15 protein-coding genes are annotated in these 14,760 nt (G+C 63.8%); 4 read left to right on the top strand and 11 right to left on the bottom strand.

Going from position 1 to position 14,760, the window contains the following annotated elements; genetic code table 11:
• Positions 1–169: 169 nt before the first annotated feature.
• The 3 genes from A3AS_RS0140040 (at position 170) to fabA (ending at position 3,667) form a co-directional block, all read left to right on the top strand.
• The gene (locus A3AS_RS0140040; protein ID WP_018323040.1) at positions 170–1,705 is read left to right on the top strand and encodes a DEAD/DEAH box helicase; all 1,536 of its coding nucleotides are present in this window, start codon (positions 170–172) and stop codon (positions 1,703–1,705) included.
• Between the two features lie 165 nt (positions 1,706–1,870).
• The gene (locus tag A3AS_RS0140035) at positions 1,871–2,938 is read left to right on the top strand and encodes a GGDEF domain-containing protein (protein ID WP_018323039.1); all 1,068 of its coding nucleotides are present in this window, start codon (positions 1,871–1,873) and stop codon (positions 2,936–2,938) included.
• A gap of 198 nt (positions 2,939–3,136) precedes the next feature.
• A complete protein-coding gene (fabA, locus tag A3AS_RS0140030) occupies positions 3,137–3,667 on the top strand; it encodes a bifunctional 3-hydroxydecanoyl-ACP dehydratase/trans-2-decenoyl-ACP isomerase (RefSeq protein ID WP_018323038.1) in 531 nt (176 codons plus the stop codon).
• Positions 3,668–3,723: 56 nt separating this feature from the next.
• Here fabA and A3AS_RS0140025 read toward each other — a convergent pair whose 3' ends face one another.
• The 8 genes from A3AS_RS0140025 to A3AS_RS0139990 form a co-directional block, all read right to left on the bottom strand.
• Complete coding sequence (locus A3AS_RS0140025; RefSeq protein WP_018323037.1) at positions 3,724–4,164, bottom strand: TfoX/Sxy family protein; 441 nt, start codon at positions 4,162–4,164, stop codon at positions 3,724–3,726.
• Positions 4,165–4,376: 212 nt separating this feature from the next.
• Complete coding sequence (locus A3AS_RS0140020; RefSeq protein WP_018323036.1) at positions 4,377–4,775, bottom strand: iron-sulfur cluster assembly accessory protein; 399 nt, start codon at positions 4,773–4,775, stop codon at positions 4,377–4,379.
• 49 nt (positions 4,776–4,824) lie between these two features.
• The gene (locus A3AS_RS0140015) at positions 4,825–5,196 is read right to left on the bottom strand and encodes an SUF system Fe-S cluster assembly protein (protein WP_018323035.1); all 372 of its coding nucleotides are present in this window, start codon (positions 5,194–5,196) and stop codon (positions 4,825–4,827) included.
• A complete protein-coding gene (locus tag A3AS_RS0140010; protein ID WP_018323034.1) occupies positions 5,193–6,440 on the bottom strand; it encodes a cysteine desulfurase in 1,248 nt (415 codons plus the stop codon). Before A3AS_RS0140010 ends, A3AS_RS0140015 begins: the two co-directional genes overlap by 4 nt.
• Positions 6,437–7,741 (bottom strand): Fe-S cluster assembly protein SufD, encoded by a 1,305-nt coding sequence (gene sufD / locus A3AS_RS0140005; RefSeq protein WP_018323033.1) that lies wholly within the window; start codon positions 7,739–7,741, stop codon positions 6,437–6,439. Before sufD ends, A3AS_RS0140010 begins: the two co-directional genes overlap by 4 nt.
• Positions 7,742–7,752: 11 nt before the next feature.
• A complete protein-coding gene (gene sufC, locus A3AS_RS0140000; RefSeq protein WP_020508824.1) occupies positions 7,753–8,505 on the bottom strand; it encodes a Fe-S cluster assembly ATPase SufC in 753 nt (250 codons plus the stop codon).
• Between the two features lie 61 nt (positions 8,506–8,566).
• Positions 8,567–10,063, bottom strand: coding sequence for a Fe-S cluster assembly protein SufB (gene sufB, locus A3AS_RS0139995; protein ID WP_018323031.1), 1,497 nt, complete (start codon positions 10,061–10,063; stop codon positions 8,567–8,569).
• Between the two features lie 125 nt (positions 10,064–10,188).
• Positions 10,189–11,328 carry a cysteine desulfurase family protein gene (locus A3AS_RS0139990; protein WP_018323030.1) on the bottom strand — a complete coding sequence of 380 codons (1,140 nt, stop codon included), beginning with the start codon at positions 11,326–11,328 and terminating at the stop codon, positions 10,189–10,191.
• A 350-nt stretch (positions 11,329–11,678) separates the two neighbouring features.
• On the opposite strand from A3AS_RS0139990, the gene A3AS_RS0139985 reads away from it, so the two are divergent.
• Positions 11,679–12,326: an alpha/beta hydrolase gene (locus tag A3AS_RS0139985; RefSeq protein WP_014495555.1), complete on the top strand. Its 648-nt coding sequence runs from the start codon at positions 11,679–11,681 to the stop codon at positions 12,324–12,326.
• Positions 12,327–12,436: 110 nt separating this feature from the next.
• Here the strand turns inward: A3AS_RS0139985 and A3AS_RS0139980 are convergent, their stop codons facing one another.
• From A3AS_RS0139980 to A3AS_RS0139970, 3 genes are all read right to left on the bottom strand, one after another.
• Positions 12,437–12,760, bottom strand: a complete 324-nt coding sequence (locus A3AS_RS0139980; protein ID WP_018323029.1) for a multidrug efflux SMR transporter — start codon at positions 12,758–12,760, stop codon at positions 12,437–12,439.
• Between the two features lie 9 nt (positions 12,761–12,769).
• Positions 12,770–13,465: a glutathione S-transferase family protein gene (locus A3AS_RS0139975; RefSeq protein WP_018323028.1), complete on the bottom strand. Its 696-nt coding sequence runs from the start codon at positions 13,463–13,465 to the stop codon at positions 12,770–12,772.
• A 94-nt stretch (positions 13,466–13,559) separates the two neighbouring features.
• Positions 13,560–14,663 carry an anhydro-N-acetylmuramic acid kinase gene (locus tag A3AS_RS0139970; RefSeq protein WP_018323027.1) on the bottom strand — a complete coding sequence of 368 codons (1,104 nt, stop codon included), beginning with the start codon at positions 14,661–14,663 and terminating at the stop codon, positions 13,560–13,562.
• Positions 14,664–14,760: the final 97 nt, after the last annotated feature.

Below are 14,760 nucleotides of genomic sequence, written 5' to 3'. Positions count from 1 at the left end.
CGCCTATGTTCCGGGGCGACGCGGCTCAGATCGAAGACCGATTCCTGAGCCTGGCGCTTTGTTCGCGTGAGTCAGCACCCCCAGCTTCTTTGAGAGCGCGCCGTTTCGGGGTGGAACGCGACAGCCTTATTACCCTCGATTCCGAACGGCGGTTTCGACCAGAGGCTCAATGTCCTTTTCAGATCTCGGACTGTCCGAAAAAGTCCTCGCCGCAGTGGCGGCCACCGGTTACACCACCCCCACCCCCATTCAGGAACAGGCGATCCCCCACGTCCTCGCACGCAAGGACGTGCTCGGCATCGCCCAGACCGGCACCGGCAAGACCGCGGCCTTCGTGCTGCCGATGCTCACCATCCTCGAAAAGGGCCGGGCTCGGGCGCGGATGCCGCGCACGCTGATCCTCGAGCCGACCCGCGAGCTCGCGGCCCAGGTCAAGGAAAACTTCGACCGCTACGGCGCCGGCCAGAAACTCAACGTCGCGCTACTGATCGGCGGCGTTTCCTTCGGTGACCAGGATGCCAAGCTGACGCGCGGCGTCGACGTGCTGATCGCCACCCCCGGCCGCCTGCTCGACCATACCGAGCGCGGCGGCTTGCTCCTCACCGGGGTCGAGCTGCTCGTCATCGACGAAGCCGATCGCATGCTGGACATGGGCTTCATCCCCGACATCGAACGCGTCTGCAAGCTCGTCCCGTTCACGCGACAGACCCTGTTCTTCACCGCGACCATGCCGCCGGAAATCCGGCGCATCACCGAAGCCTTCCTGCACAATCCGCAGAAGGTCGAAGTGTCCAAGCCTGCCACGACTGCCGTGACGGTCACGCAGTCGCAGGTGCCCGCGGGACGCGAGGCGCACGAGAAGCGCGAGTTGCTTCGCCGCCTGCTGCGCGAGGCCAAGGACCTCAAGAACGCGATCATCTTCTGCAATCGCAAGCGCGAAGTCGCCATCGTTCACAAATCGCTCCAGAAGCATGGTTTCAGCGTCGGCGCACTGCACGGCGACATGGACCAGCCGGCCCGCATGGCGGCGCTCGAACAGTTCCGCAAGGGTGAGCTCCCCCTCCTCGTCGCCTCGGACGTTGCCGCCCGCGGCCTCGACATTCCCGAGGTCAGCCACGTCTTCAATTTCGACGTCCCCCACCATCCCGATGACTACGTCCATCGCGTCGGCCGCACCGGCCGCGCCGGCCGCACCGGCACCGCGATCTCGATCGTGACGCCGCTCGACCAGAAGTCGATGGTGGCCATCGAGAAGCTGATCGGCCAGAGCATTCCGCGCGCCGAAGGCGACTTTGAAATCCACGCCGAAGCCTCCGATGGGGCCGAGCGTCCGCGCGAGTCGCGTGGCCGCGAACGTTCACGTGGCGGACGCGGCAAGCCGCAGCGCGGCCGTGATCGTGAGCGCAGCCATGAGCCGCGCGAGGCCCGTGGCGAAACAAGACATGCTTCCGAAGCAAGACATGCTTCCGAAGCAAAGAGTTCTTCGGAGGCAAGACAGCCCGCTGAAGCAAGGCATCGTTCCGACGACAAGCGCAGGGCCGAGCCGCGTCACGACGCGCGCCAGCAGTCCAATAATTCGCATGTGCCGTCGATCGGCCGTCCCGAGCCCCGCCGTCAGCGCGAGGCCGACAGCGAGCCGGGCGATCACTCGCATCTGCCGGCGTTTCTGCTGCGGCCGGTTCGCTCCTCCCCCGCCGGGGCCTGAGGCGCGAGGCGCCCCAGGTTTCGGTTGAGCAAAGCCGCCGCACAATTTTTTAGATGCATTCGTGAACGTATATTTACGGGGTGTTCACGATCGTCCGTTAGCCTACGAACATAATTTAAGCATTGCTGCGGTCGACGTCGCACCGACCGCTGTGGGGTATGTTCCGTGGTCAAGGTTCTCGACGAACACGAACGCACGATGGCGTTCGCCGAGGTAGCGCTCGGGCAGATCCGATCGCTGCGGCAGACGGCAATTCCCCGCAACTATGAGATTTGGTACGTCTACGCCACCGGCTACAACGCGCCTCTCAACAAGATCGTCAACGAGACGCTGGCGCGCAGCGGCAAGCTGACTGAAGCCGATCTCGAGCAGATCTACGAGACCTATCTCTCCCACATCAAGACCACCGACCGCATCGACAAGGTCGGCGCGCGCGTCATCGGCGAGATCGACGACGTGATGAAGGTGTTGAGCGATGCACTCGGCATGACCGGCTCCTACGATGCCAGCCTGTCGGGAGCCACCGAGAAACTGGCGTCGGCCGAGAACCGCGAGCAGATCAAGGCGATCGTCGAGACGCTGCTGCGTTCGACCAGCGAGATGCGCGAGACCAACAAGACGCTGGAAGACCGGCTGACGCTGTCGAAGAACGAGATCAGCAATCTCCAGCAGAGCCTTGAGGCGATCCGCGCCGAGAGCCTGACCGATCCGCTCACGGGCCTTGGCAACCGCAAATATTTCGACCGCATGATCGACATGGCGGTGCAGAGCGCCCTCGCCTCGGGCGAGCCGCTGTCGCTGCTGCTGTTCGACATCGATCATTTCAAGTCGTTCAACGATTCCTACGGCCATCTCACCGGCGACCAGGTGCTGCGGCTCGTCGGTCTGTCGCTGAAGCAGACCATCAAGGGCCAGGACATCACCGCGCGCTATGGCGGCGAGGAATTCGCGGTCGTGCTGCCCAACACCGCGCTGCGTCAGGCTCTCACGGTGGCCGACCATATCCGCCGCGCGGTGATGGCGAAGGAATTGAAGAAGAAGTCCACCGGCGAGATCCTCGGCCGCGTCACCATCTCCGTCGGCGTCTCCATGCTCAAGCCGGGCGACGACACCGACGCACTGATCGAGCGTGCGGATGCCTGCCTCTACGCCGCCAAGCGCAACGGCCGCAACCGCGTAATCTGCGAAGCCGATCCGGAATACGCGGTCGAAACCCACAGCCGGGTGGCGTAGATTTTCAAAGAGCTGCCGTAGGGTGGGCAAAGGCGCGTGAGCGCCGTGCCCACGATCTCGGCATGATTATTTCGAACCGTGGGCGCGCTTCGCTTTGCCCACCCTACAGCATCGCCGCTTGACATTATTCCGTGGCGAACAAAATCTGACAAGACAACATTGGCCGTCTGCACCCGAGCCCCCAAAGGACTTGTCGTCGTGCCCAATCCCCATGATTTTCACACGCCGCAATCGTCCTACACCAGGGATGAGCTGCTGAGATCGAGCGACGGCGGCTATTTCGGCCCCGGCAATGCGCAATTGCCCGCGCCGCCGATGCTGATGATGGACCGCATCCCGGAAATCAGCCTGGACGGCGGCGAATTCGGCAAGGGCCATATCGTCGGCGAGCTGGATATCGTGCCGGACCACTGGTTCTTCGATGCCCATTATTGCGGTGACGCGATGATGCCGCCGACGCTCGCACTGGACGCCATGTGGCAGATGGTGGGCTATTGGCTCGGCTGGTCAGGCTCACCGGGCAAGGGCCGCGCCATCGGCGTCGGCGAAGTCGAGTGCACGGGCACCGTCACGCCGGAGACGCGATGCGTGCGTTACGAGGTCGCCATGAGGATGGTCAGGCGCGGCAAGCTGGTGCTCGGGATAGCCGACGGCCGCGTGCTCGCCGACGGCATCTGCATGTTTACGGCGAAGGACATGAGGGTCGGCCTGACCAAGGCCGCAGACTGAGCTCTCGTATGGTGGGCAAAGGCGCGCACAGCGCCGCGCCCACGAACTGCGCATGATTATTTCGAACGGTGGGCACGCTTCGCTTTGCCCACCCTACGGACCGTCTTCTTGACTGGCTTCTTCGCCGACGGCTTCTTGGCAACGGACTTCTTCGACGCAACCTTCTTCGGCCGCGTCTTCACCTTGGCGCGCTGGGCGGCGGCGAGCGCCGCCCTCGCCCATTGCGCGAGCTCGGCGGAATCGTCGAACAGGCGCGCCGGCAGCTCCCAATAGGAGTTGACCAACACGGTCTTGGCGCGGGTCGAATATTGAAACGGTTTTGAGCCTTCGGCTTCAAAGTCCGGGATCGTCACCTCGTCTGCGCGCAAGAACAGGCCGGCACGCAGTGACAGCGCGAAGTTGATGCCGTCGGTGGAGATGCCGTAGCCGGAGAACATTTTTCGAATGGTGACGGGGCCGAAATCGGCGAAGAGGTCGATCAGGAATTCGCGGTCCATCGTGCGCTCTCTCTCCCCAACGTCGTCCCCGCGAAAGCGGGGACCCCAGCGCGAGCGCTTCGCGCTCGTCGCGATAATCACAGGGAGGAGTTTAGCGAAGACTGTTAGTCGTGCCAGCTCCGGTACTGGCACCTTCCGCTCAAGATAGATCCACGCGGTATGGATCCCCGCGTTCGCGGGGACGACGACCGAGCGCTTAGCGTGAGCCGGGCCTACCCGTCGATCTTGGCCGGCCGCAGCTCGACCGACTCGCCGCAGCCACAGGCGGAGATCTGGTTCGGATTGTTGAAGACGAACTGGGCCTGCATCTTGTCGGCCTTGTAGTCCATCTCGGTGCCCAGCAGGAACAGCACGGCCTTGGGATCGACCAGGATCTTGACGCCCTTGTCCTCGACGACCTCGTCGGTCGGGCGGACGTCGTGGGCGTATTCGACCGTGTATGACTGCCCGGCGCAGCCGCCGTTCTTCACGCCGACGCGCAAGCCGACGATCTCGGAATCGGCGCGCTGGGTCAGCTCGGTGATGCGCTGGGCAGCAGCGTCCGTCAGCCGCATCACCTGCGGGCGCGGCCGCCGCGGCTTCGGAGTGGATGCTGGTGTCGCCTGGGTCATCTTATCTATCTGGTCCGTTGCGGAGCAAATTCAATGCTGAGGTTACGCGTCACCACATGTTGAGCACGAGGCGCGCCTCGTCGCTCATGCGTTCCGGCGACCACGGCGGCTCCCAGACGACCTTGACGTCGACCACGCCGACGCCGGGGACGCTGGCAACCGCGTTCTCGACCATGGTCGGCAGCTCGCCGGCGGCCGGGCAGTTCGGCGTCGTCAGCGTCATCTGGACGTCGACGGAGCGGTCGTCCTTGATCTCGACCTTGTAGATCAGACCGAGCTCGTAGATGTCGGCCGGGATTTCCGGGTCGAACACGGTCTTCAGCCCGGCGATGATCTCCGTGGTCAGCCGCTCGGTCTCCTCCGGCGGCAGCGCCGAATGGGTCTCCATCGGACTAGCTTTGATTTCGGCCGTGTCACTCATGCGAACAAATCCCGCGCCTTCAAAAGCGCCTGTGCCAGATGATCGACTTCTTCCCGCGTATTATACATGCCGAACGAGGCCCGGCAGGTGGCCGTTACGTTGAACCGCTCTAAAAGCGGCATCACGCAATGGGTGCCGGCGCGCACCGCGATGCCCTGGCGGTCGATCACGGTGGCGACGTCGTGGGCGTGCGCGCCCTTCAGCTCGAACGAGATCACCGGGCCCTTGCCCCGTGCCGTGCCGATCAGCCGCAGCGAATTGATCTCGCGGAGCCGATCCTGGGCATAGGTGGTGAGATCGTGCTCGTGCGCGGCGATGCGCTCCTTGCCGATCGAATTGACGTAGTCGATGGCCGCGCCAAGGCCGACGGCCTCGACAATCGCCGGCGTGCCCGCCTCGAATTTGTGCGGAGGATCGCCATAGGTGACGACATCGCGCGAGACCTCGCGGATCATCTCGCCGCCGCCGTTGAAGGGACGCATCGCGACGAGGTGGTCGTACTTGGCCCAGAGAATACCGATTCCGGTCGGCCCATACACCTTGTGGCCGGTGAAGACGTAGAAATCGCAGCCGATGTCCTGGACATCGACGGGCAGATGCACCGCGCCCTGGCTGCCGTCGACCAGCACGGGAATGCCGCGCGCGTGGGCGATCTTCACGACCTCCTTGACCGGCACGATGGTGCCGAGCGCGTTCGACATCTGCGTGATCGCGACCAGCTTGGTCCTGGCCGTCAGCAGCTTCTCGAACTCGTCGATGAGGAAATTGCCCTCGTCGTCGACCGGCGCCCATTTGATCACGGCGCCATGGCGTTCCCTCAGGAAGTGCCACGGCACGATGTTGGAATGGTGCTCCATGATCGAGAGGACGATCTCGTCGCCCTCTTTGATGTTCGGCCCGCCCCAGGACGAGGCGACCAGATTGATCGCCTCGGTCGCGTTGCGGGTGAAGATCACTTCTTCCGTACGGGGCGCGTTGATGAACTGCGCCACCTTGGTGCGGCCACCCTCATAGGCTTCGGTCGCGGCATTGGCGAGGTAATGCAGGCCGCGATGCACGTTGGCGTATTCGCTCGTATAGGCCTGCGTCATGCGGTCGAGCACGGCGCTCGGCTTCTGCGCCGAAGCGGCGTTGTCGAGATAGACCAGCTTCTTGCCGTAGACCTGCATCGCGAGCGCCGGAAAATCCTGGCGCACGCGCGCGACGTCGTAGGCACCGTTGTTGACCGCCGGATGCGTGCTCATGACCGCCGCTCCAGCCAGCGCTCGGCAATGCCGATCACGTGCTCGCGCAAACCGTCATCGGCGATCTGCTCGATCGCCTCGCCGACGAAAGCCTGGATCAGCAGCGCCTGGGCCTGCTTCTCCGGCAGGCCGCGCGCCTTCAGGTAGAACAACAGGCTGTCGTCGAGCGCACCGGCGGTCGCGCCGTGGCCGCAGGAGACGTCGTCGGCAAAAATCTCGAGCTCGGGCTTGTTGTCGGCCTCGGCTTCATCCGAGAGCAGCAACGCGCGGGTCATCATCTTGCCGTCGGTCTTCTGCGCATCGGGACGGACGATGATGCGGCCCTGGAACACCGAATGGGCGCGATCGTCGATCACCGCGCGGAAAACTTCGCGGCTGACGCAGTTCGGCACGGCATGGTCGACCACCAGCGTGGTGTCGCCATGCTCGGTCTTCTGCAACAGGTTGACGCCGTTGGCGGAGAGCTCGCTGCCCTCGCCCGCCAGCGTGATGAAGCCCTGCAGGCGGCTGACAGCAGCCCCGGTCGTCATGTTGAAGAAATTCAACTTCACATTGGCGCCGACGGTGACGAAGTGCGACGAGACGTTCAAGGCGTCGGGTGCATCGTCCATCAGGCGAATGTGTGCAACGTCGGCGTCATCGCCGACAGAAACGATCACGGCGTCATTGACCTGGTAGGCCGCAGCGCCTGCCGCAACGAAGCTCTCGACGATGGTGGCGTGCGCGCCCTTGCCGATCGTGACCTGCGAGCGGGTGAAGGCTGACGCCGATGTGGCGGTGGCGATGTGGATGATCTGGATCGGTGCGGACAGCTGCGCACCGTCGGCGATATCAAGCACGACGCCGTCGGTCGCCATCGCCGCGTTGAGCGAGATCACGGCATCGGTGGACACGGTCTTCAACAGACCGGCATCCTTCTCCAGCGCATCCCGTAGCGTCTTGAAGCCGACCTCGGCGGCCAGCGCCTTGACGTCGGAAAGATCGGCTGCGAACACGCCGTCGACCAGCACCAGCTTGCGGGCGCCTGCGATCGCATGCGTCTTCACCGTGTCCGCGGCGCGCTTCAGCGCGGCCGCATCGGGCGCGGCTGCCAGCGGCAGCACCTCGCCGACCAGCGCACGCAGGTCGGTGTATTTCCATTCCTCGATCCGGCGGTGCGGAAGGCCGAGACGCTCATAGGTCTCGAACGCCTCGCGGCGCACAGCGGTGACCGCGGACGAACCCGGCAGCCGGCCCTCGGCGCTGGTGAAGAGATCGCTCACCGCGCGGCCCTTTCCGGTCTTTGCCACAGCAACGTTCATCGCAAAATTCCTTACGCGGCATCCTCGAACTGGGCGTAGCCGGATGCTTCCAGCTCCAGCGCCAATTCCTTACCGCCGCTCTTCACGACACGGCCCTTCGACATCACGTGCACGACGTCGGGCACGATGTAGTTCAGCAGCCGCTGATAATGGGTGATGACGACCATCGCGCGCCCCGGCGAACGCAGCGCGTTGACGCCGTCGGCCGCGATGCGCAGCGCATCGATGTCGAGGCCGGAATCCATCTCGTCGAGGATGCACAGGCTCGGCTCGAACAGCGCCATCTGCAGCACCTCGTTGCGCTTCTTCTCACCGCCGGAGAAGCCGACATTGACGCCGCGCTTGAGCATGTCCTGCGGGATGTTCAACGACTTCGAGACCTCGCGGACCTTCTTCAGGAAGTCCGGCGTCGAGTATTCGTCCTCGCCGCGCGCCTTGCGTTGCGCGTTCAGCGCGGTGCGCAGGAAGTTCATGGTGGCGACGCCGGGAATCTCGACCGGATACTGGAACGCCAGGAACACGCCCTTGGCGGCGCGCTCGTCCGGGCTCATCTCCAGGAGATCCTCGCCCTTGAACAGGATCTGGCCGTCGGTGACCTCGTAGCCGGGCTTGCCGGCGATGACGTGGGAGAGCGTCGATTTGCCGGAGCCGTTGGGCCCCATGATCGCATGGACCTCGCCCTCGTTCACGGTCAGCGTCAGCCCGTGGAGGATCTCACGCTCCTCGACACGAACCTTGAGGTCTTTCACTTCAAGCAAAGCCATTTTGGTGTCCAGTCTATTCAAATGATGCATGGAGCGCCTAAGCGCACCGCGAGGGTCGGTATTAACCGACCGACCCTTCAAGCGAGATCGAGATCAGCTTCTGCGCTTCCACCGCGAACTCCATCGGCAGTTGCTGCAGCACGTCCTTGACGAAGCCGTTGACGACGAGGCCGACCGCCTCCTCCTGCGAGAGACCGCGCTGGATGCAGTAGAACAGCACGTCCTCGGAGATCTTCGAGGTCGTCGCTTCGTGCTCGAACGTCGCCGAGGAGTTCTTGGCCTCGATGTACGGCACGGTGTGCGCGCCGCATTTATCGCCGATCAGCAGCGAGTCGCAGGCGGTGAAGTTGCGCGCGCCGGTCGCTTTCCGGTGCGCGGTAACGAGGCCGCGATAGGTGTTCTGCGACTTGCCGGCCGCGATGCCCTTGGAGATGATACGACTCGACGTGTTCTTGCCGAGATGGATCATCTTGGTGCCCGAGTCGACCTGCTGGAAGCCGTTCGAGATCGCGATCGAGTAGAACTCGCCGCTCGAATTGTCACCGCGGAGAATGCAGCTCGGATACTTCCAGGTGATCGCCGAACCCGTTTCGACCTGGGTCCAGGAGATCTTGGAACGGTTGCCGCGGCAGTCGCCACGCTTGGTGACGAAATTGTAGATGCCGCCCTTGCCTTCCGAATTGCCGGGGTACCAGTTCTGCACCGTCGAATATTTGATCTCGGCATCGTCATGCGCGACGAGCTCGACCACGGCGGCGTGCAGCTGGTTCTCGTCGCGCTGCGGCGCGGTGCAGCCCTCGAGATAGGAAACGTAGGCGCCCTTGTCGGCGATGATCAGCGTGCGCTCGAACTGGCCGGTATTGCGCTCGTTGATGCGGAAATAGGTCGACAGCTCCATCGGGCAGCGCACGCCCGGCGGCACGTAGACGAATGAGCCGTCGGAGAACACCGCCGAGTTCAGTGTCGCGTAGAAATTGTCCGAGGTCGGAACCACCGAGCCCAGATATTTCTGCACCAGTTCAGGGTGCTCGCGGATCGCCTCAGAGATCGGCATGAAGATCACGCCGGCTTTCTTCAACTCCGCCTTGAAGGTGGTCGCAACCGACACCGAATCGAAGACCGCGTCGACCGCGATCTTCCGGCGGGCGGGATCTTCTTCGCCTACCTTCGGCTCGACGCCTTCGAGCATGGCAACTTCCCGCAAGGGGATGCCGAGCTTCTCGTAGGTCTTCAGGATCTCCGGATCGATCTCGTCCAGCGAGGTGACCGTCTTCTTCGGCTTCGGCGCCGCGTAGTAATAGAGGTCCTGGAAGTCGATCTTGGGATAGTCGACGCGCGCCCAGGTCGGCTCGGTCATGGTCAGCCAGCGCCGATAGGCCTCGAGCCGCCACTGGAGCATCCAGTCGGGTTCGTTCTTCTTCTGCGAGATGAATTTTACGATCTCTTCCGAAAGCCCCTTGGGGGCCTTCTCGGAGTCGATCAGGGTCTCAAACCCATAACGATACTGGTCGACGTCGATGCGCTTCACGCGCTCGACCGTCTCTTGTACGGCTGGCATTCCATCCTCCGCTCGCGGTTTCAAGGACCGCGGTGGATCAAACTCGAACGATTATTACGGTGTCTATTACGATGTTTTTTGGCGGAAAGCACGTGCTTAGAACCGTTCAAGCCGTGTTTCATCGCTTAGCTCTTAAGTAGGGTATTACCGAGCTTTCGCCAAGCCTCTAACGCCCTATTGATGTCTTCGAGTTCCGTGGACCAGCCCAGACTGACGCGCACCGCTCCCTGGGCCACGGCGGGATCATACCCCATGGCCGACAGCACATGGGACGGCTGGACCTTACCCGAGGAACAGGCCGAACCCGAGGAGACTGCGATGCCCTCGAGGTCGAAGCCGATCACGGCGGTTTCAGCCTTGAGGCCGGGCGCGGTGAAAAGGACGGTATTTGGCAACCGCGTCACCTCGTCCGAGAAGATCGTTGCGCCGGCGATTGCTCGGATGCCGTTTTCCAAGCGAATTCTGAGGGTTGCCATCTGTTCCGCATCTTCGGAAAGAGTCTGAAGCGCGGCCTTCACCGCTGCGCCAAAGCCGGCGATTCCCGCAACATTCTCGGTTCCCGCGCGTCGGTTCAGCTCCTGGCCGCCTCCCCGCAACAACGGCTCCAGTCCCGTCAGTCCCTCCGCCACGACCAGAGCGCCGACGCCCTTGGGGCCGCCGACCTTATGTGCAGAAAAAGTCGCAAGATCCGCGCCCATGGCGTTGATTTCAAATGGGATTTTGCCAAGCACCTGGATTGCATCGACGTGCAGGAGGCCGCCGGCCTCGTGGACGATCCGGGCGACCTCGGCGACCGGCTGGAGCGCGCCGGTTTCGTTGTTCGCGGCCATGACGGAAACCAGTGCCGGGGCGCCGCCACCGAGCAGACTAGTGAGATGGTCGAGGTCAACCACACCGGAACGCGTCACCGGGATCGGGCTGACCCTGTCCGCCGGGAACCGGCCACCGGCCAGCACCGAAGCGTGCTCCACGGCCGAGACCAGCAGCCGCTCGACCGGGCCGCCGGATGACCGCCGCAGGCCAGGCGACAGCGCCAGCGCGTTGGCTTCCGTGCCAGCGGAGGTGAAGACGACGTTCCGCGGCAGCGCCCCTACCGCCACCGCGAGCGCGGCGCGGGCCTCCTCGACCAGCCGTCGCGCCTCCCGCCCCTCGGCATGGACTGAGGACGGGTTGCCGACCAGGTCCCAGGCGGCGAGCATCGCGCGTCGCGCTTCGGCGCGCAGCGGTGTGGTCGCATTCCAGTCGAGATAAACGCGGTTCTGCATCTAGTATTATATTACCTTGCCTGGGAAACTTGGCCCGTGGGGCCCCTCCAGCTCGACATGGCGCCCCGACATGCGCTTGGCAACGGGCGATTCCAGATCCGCGGCAGCCGATGACGCGACCATGACACGCTAACGCCTTGAGCCCATTGGGTGATGTTCAAGATGCTTGCTTTTTGACCCTCTGCCTATGTTAGAACCCGCACCGTCAAGTCACCGCACGCCTTCAGCGCATCACCGCAAGGCGCGCCTTCTCACCCTTCATTCGCGCTTCCGTCGGCACCTGCCGATGAGGCCACAATCGGTTGATTGCCGAGGATCGTCTCTCCAGCAAGTCAATCAAGAGATCATCGATGCCTGAAGTTATTTTCACTGGCCCTGCCGGCCGTCTCGAAGGCCGCTATCACCCGGCCAAGCAGAAGAACGCGCCGATCGCGATGATCCTGCATCCGCATCCGCAGTTTCACGGCACGATGAATCATCAGATCGTGTACCAGTGCTATTATGCGTTCGCGCATCGTGGCTTCTCGGTGCTGCGCTTCAATTTCCGCGGCGTCGGCCGCAGCCAGGGCTCGTTCGACCACGGCACCGGCGAATTGTCGGACGCCGCCGCAGCCCTCGACTGGGCGCAGACCATCAATCCCGAAGCGCGCGCTTGCTGGGTCGCCGGCTTCTCCTTCGGCGCCTGGATCGGCATGCAGCTTCTGATGCGCCGCCCCGAGGTCGAGGGCTTCATCTCGATCGCGCCGCCGGCCAACCTCTACGACTTCTCGTTCCTTGCGCCCTGCCCGTCGTCGGGCCTGATCGTGCATGGCGAGAAGGACGCGGTGGTGCCGCCGAAGGACGTCAACACGCTGGTCGAGAAGCTGAAGACGCAGAAGGGCATCGTGATCGACCAGCAGGTCATCCCCGGCGCCAACCATTTCTTCGACGCCAAGCTCGAGCCGCTGATGGAAACCATCACCGCCTATCTCGACATGCGGCTCGCGAACGTGCGCTGAGATTTTGTAGCCCGGATGGAGCGAAGCGAAATCCGGGAAACTCCATCCGCGGATACACGGCCCCGGATTGCGCTCCGCTCCATCCGGGCTACGAAGCCAAGGCTCGCAGCTCAAGCCAGCTTGAGCGCGGCGATCCCCGTCAAGACGAGCGCGATGCCGGCAAGCTTCATCGCGCTCAAGGTCTCGCCGAACAGCACCACGCCCATGACGAAGGTTCCGGCAGCCCCGATGCCGGTCCACACCGAATAGGCAACGCCGACCTCGAGCACCTTCAAGGCGCGCCCGAGCAGGAAGACGAAGGCCGCGAGCAGCACGAGCGAAGCAATGCTCCAGCCCACCCGCGTGTAGCCTTCCGCGTACTTCATCGAGATCGCCCAGCCGACATCGAGCGCGCCGGCGATCACCAGCATCAGCCAGGCCATGGATTGTGACATCGGCTCGCCTCAGGCGGCGAGCTTGAGCAGATGGGCGTCGTGCCGCACCAGGAAAGCCCGCAGCAATTGCGGATAGTCGGCGCCGACCGCGGTGCGTACGCTCGGACGCTTCGCCAGCTCCGCACGCCACGCCCGCATCTTCGGCAGATCGCTGAAGATGCCGAGCTCGGTCAGTTCGTCGAACACATCGAAATAGCGGAAGACGGGTGCGAACACCGCATCGACCAGGCTGAACGCATTGCCTGCGAAATACGGGCCTACGCCAAGCGCTGCCTCGACGCGCGCGAATTTCGCAGCGAGCGCCTGGCGCTTGGTTTCGAAGGTCGCCGGATCCGTCGTCGTCTCCAGTCCCCAGAGGTCGCCGAGGATCGCCGAGCCGAACTCCATCCAGGCGCGATGCTCGGCACGGTTCAGCGCATCCGCCGGATGCAGCTTGAGGCCTGCTTGCGTCTCCTCGATGTATTCACAGATCACGTTGCTCTCGAACAGCGCGACCTCGCCCTTGTCGGTCGTCACAACCAGCACCGGCACCTTGCCGAGCGGCGAGAGCTTCAAGAACCAGTCCGGCTTGTTGGCGAGATCGATATCGACCCGCTCGAACGGAACGCCCTTCTCCGTCAGCGCGATCACGGCGCGCTGCACGTAGGGACAAAGCTTGTGGCTGATCAGTTTGAGCGAAGCGGGCGTCTCAAGTGCGGTCGTCATGGCAATGATCCCGGCGATTGATGCGACTACATCCAATATAGATGCAGTTGCATGCACTCGTCAAGTTCAATGCATCTGCATTGATCGCCCGTCCTCAGGGCCGCGCGATCACCCCGCCCGTCATCGGCATCGGCACGCCCGTGGTGGTCGGATAGGACAATGGCAGGCCCTTCAGCCCGCGCGCCGCGAGGAAGCCGAAGGCCTGGGCTTCGATGGCGTCGGAGGCCCAGCCGAGCGTCTCGGCGGCCTCGACTGTCGCCGATCCCACCCGCTCCCGCAACATGCGGAGCATGGTGAGGTTGCGGGCGCCGCCGCCGCAGACGATCCAGCTGCGCGGCCGACGCGGGAGCAACGGGATGATGCGGGTGATCGCCGTCGCGGTGAAGGCGGTCAGGGTCGCCGCACCGTCGGCCGGCGCCACGTCGCCGAGTCTCAAGGCGGCAAAATCGTTGCGATCGAGCGATTTCGGCGGAGGCAGCGCAAAGAACGGCAGCTCCAGCGCGCGAGCGATCCAGACCTCTTCGACCTTCCCGAGGGCTGCGAACTTTCCTTCCGCATCGAACGCCTGGTTCATGGTGCGGTACATGAAATCGTCCAGCAGCGCGTTGCCGGGGCCGGTGTCGCAGGCGATCAGCGTATCGTTGCCGTCGATATAGGTGATGTTGGAGACGCCGCCGATATTGACCACGACGATCGGCCCCTCGCGATCCAGCGAGTTGGCGAGCGCGCGGTGGTAGACTGGTACGAAGGGCGCCCCCTGCCCGCCGGCCTCGACGTCGGCGGCGCGGAAATCATGCATTACTGGGATATGGATCGCCTTCGCCAGCGCCGCGGCGTCACCGATCTGCACCGTCAGGCGCCGCTCGGGGCGGTGCAGCACGGTCTGGCCGTGGAAGCCGACGATGTCGACATCCTCGGGCTTCATTCGGTTCTGGGCGAAGAAGGCGGCAACCGCCTCGGCATGGGCCCGTGTCACCGCGCGCTCGGCCTCGGCCAGGATGCCTGGCCGGGCGTCACGTTGCGCCAGGTGCACAGCCTCGGAGAGGGCCTGACGCAACAGATTGCGCTCCGCAGGGCTATAGGCCCGGTAGCCGGACGGCCCAAATGCCTTCACCTGTTTTCCATCGGTTTCGATCAGCGCGACATCCACCCCGTCCAGCGAGGTGCCGCTCATCAAACCGAGTGCCGTCAACATCATGGATCAGCGTCCTCAAAAGACCCCCTCCGGCATGCCGATCTTGTGCCAGAGGGACACATCTTATAATGCCACAGCGCCAAGTGGCGGGCAGCAATCG

Source organism: Bradyrhizobium sp. WSM2793, from assembly GCF_000379585.1.
In the GTDB taxonomy this organism is placed as follows: Bacteria; Pseudomonadota; Alphaproteobacteria; order Rhizobiales; family Xanthobacteraceae; genus Bradyrhizobium.
The sequence above is the reverse complement of the archived record's forward strand: the minus strand, read 5'-3'. Positions and strand labels throughout refer to the sequence as shown.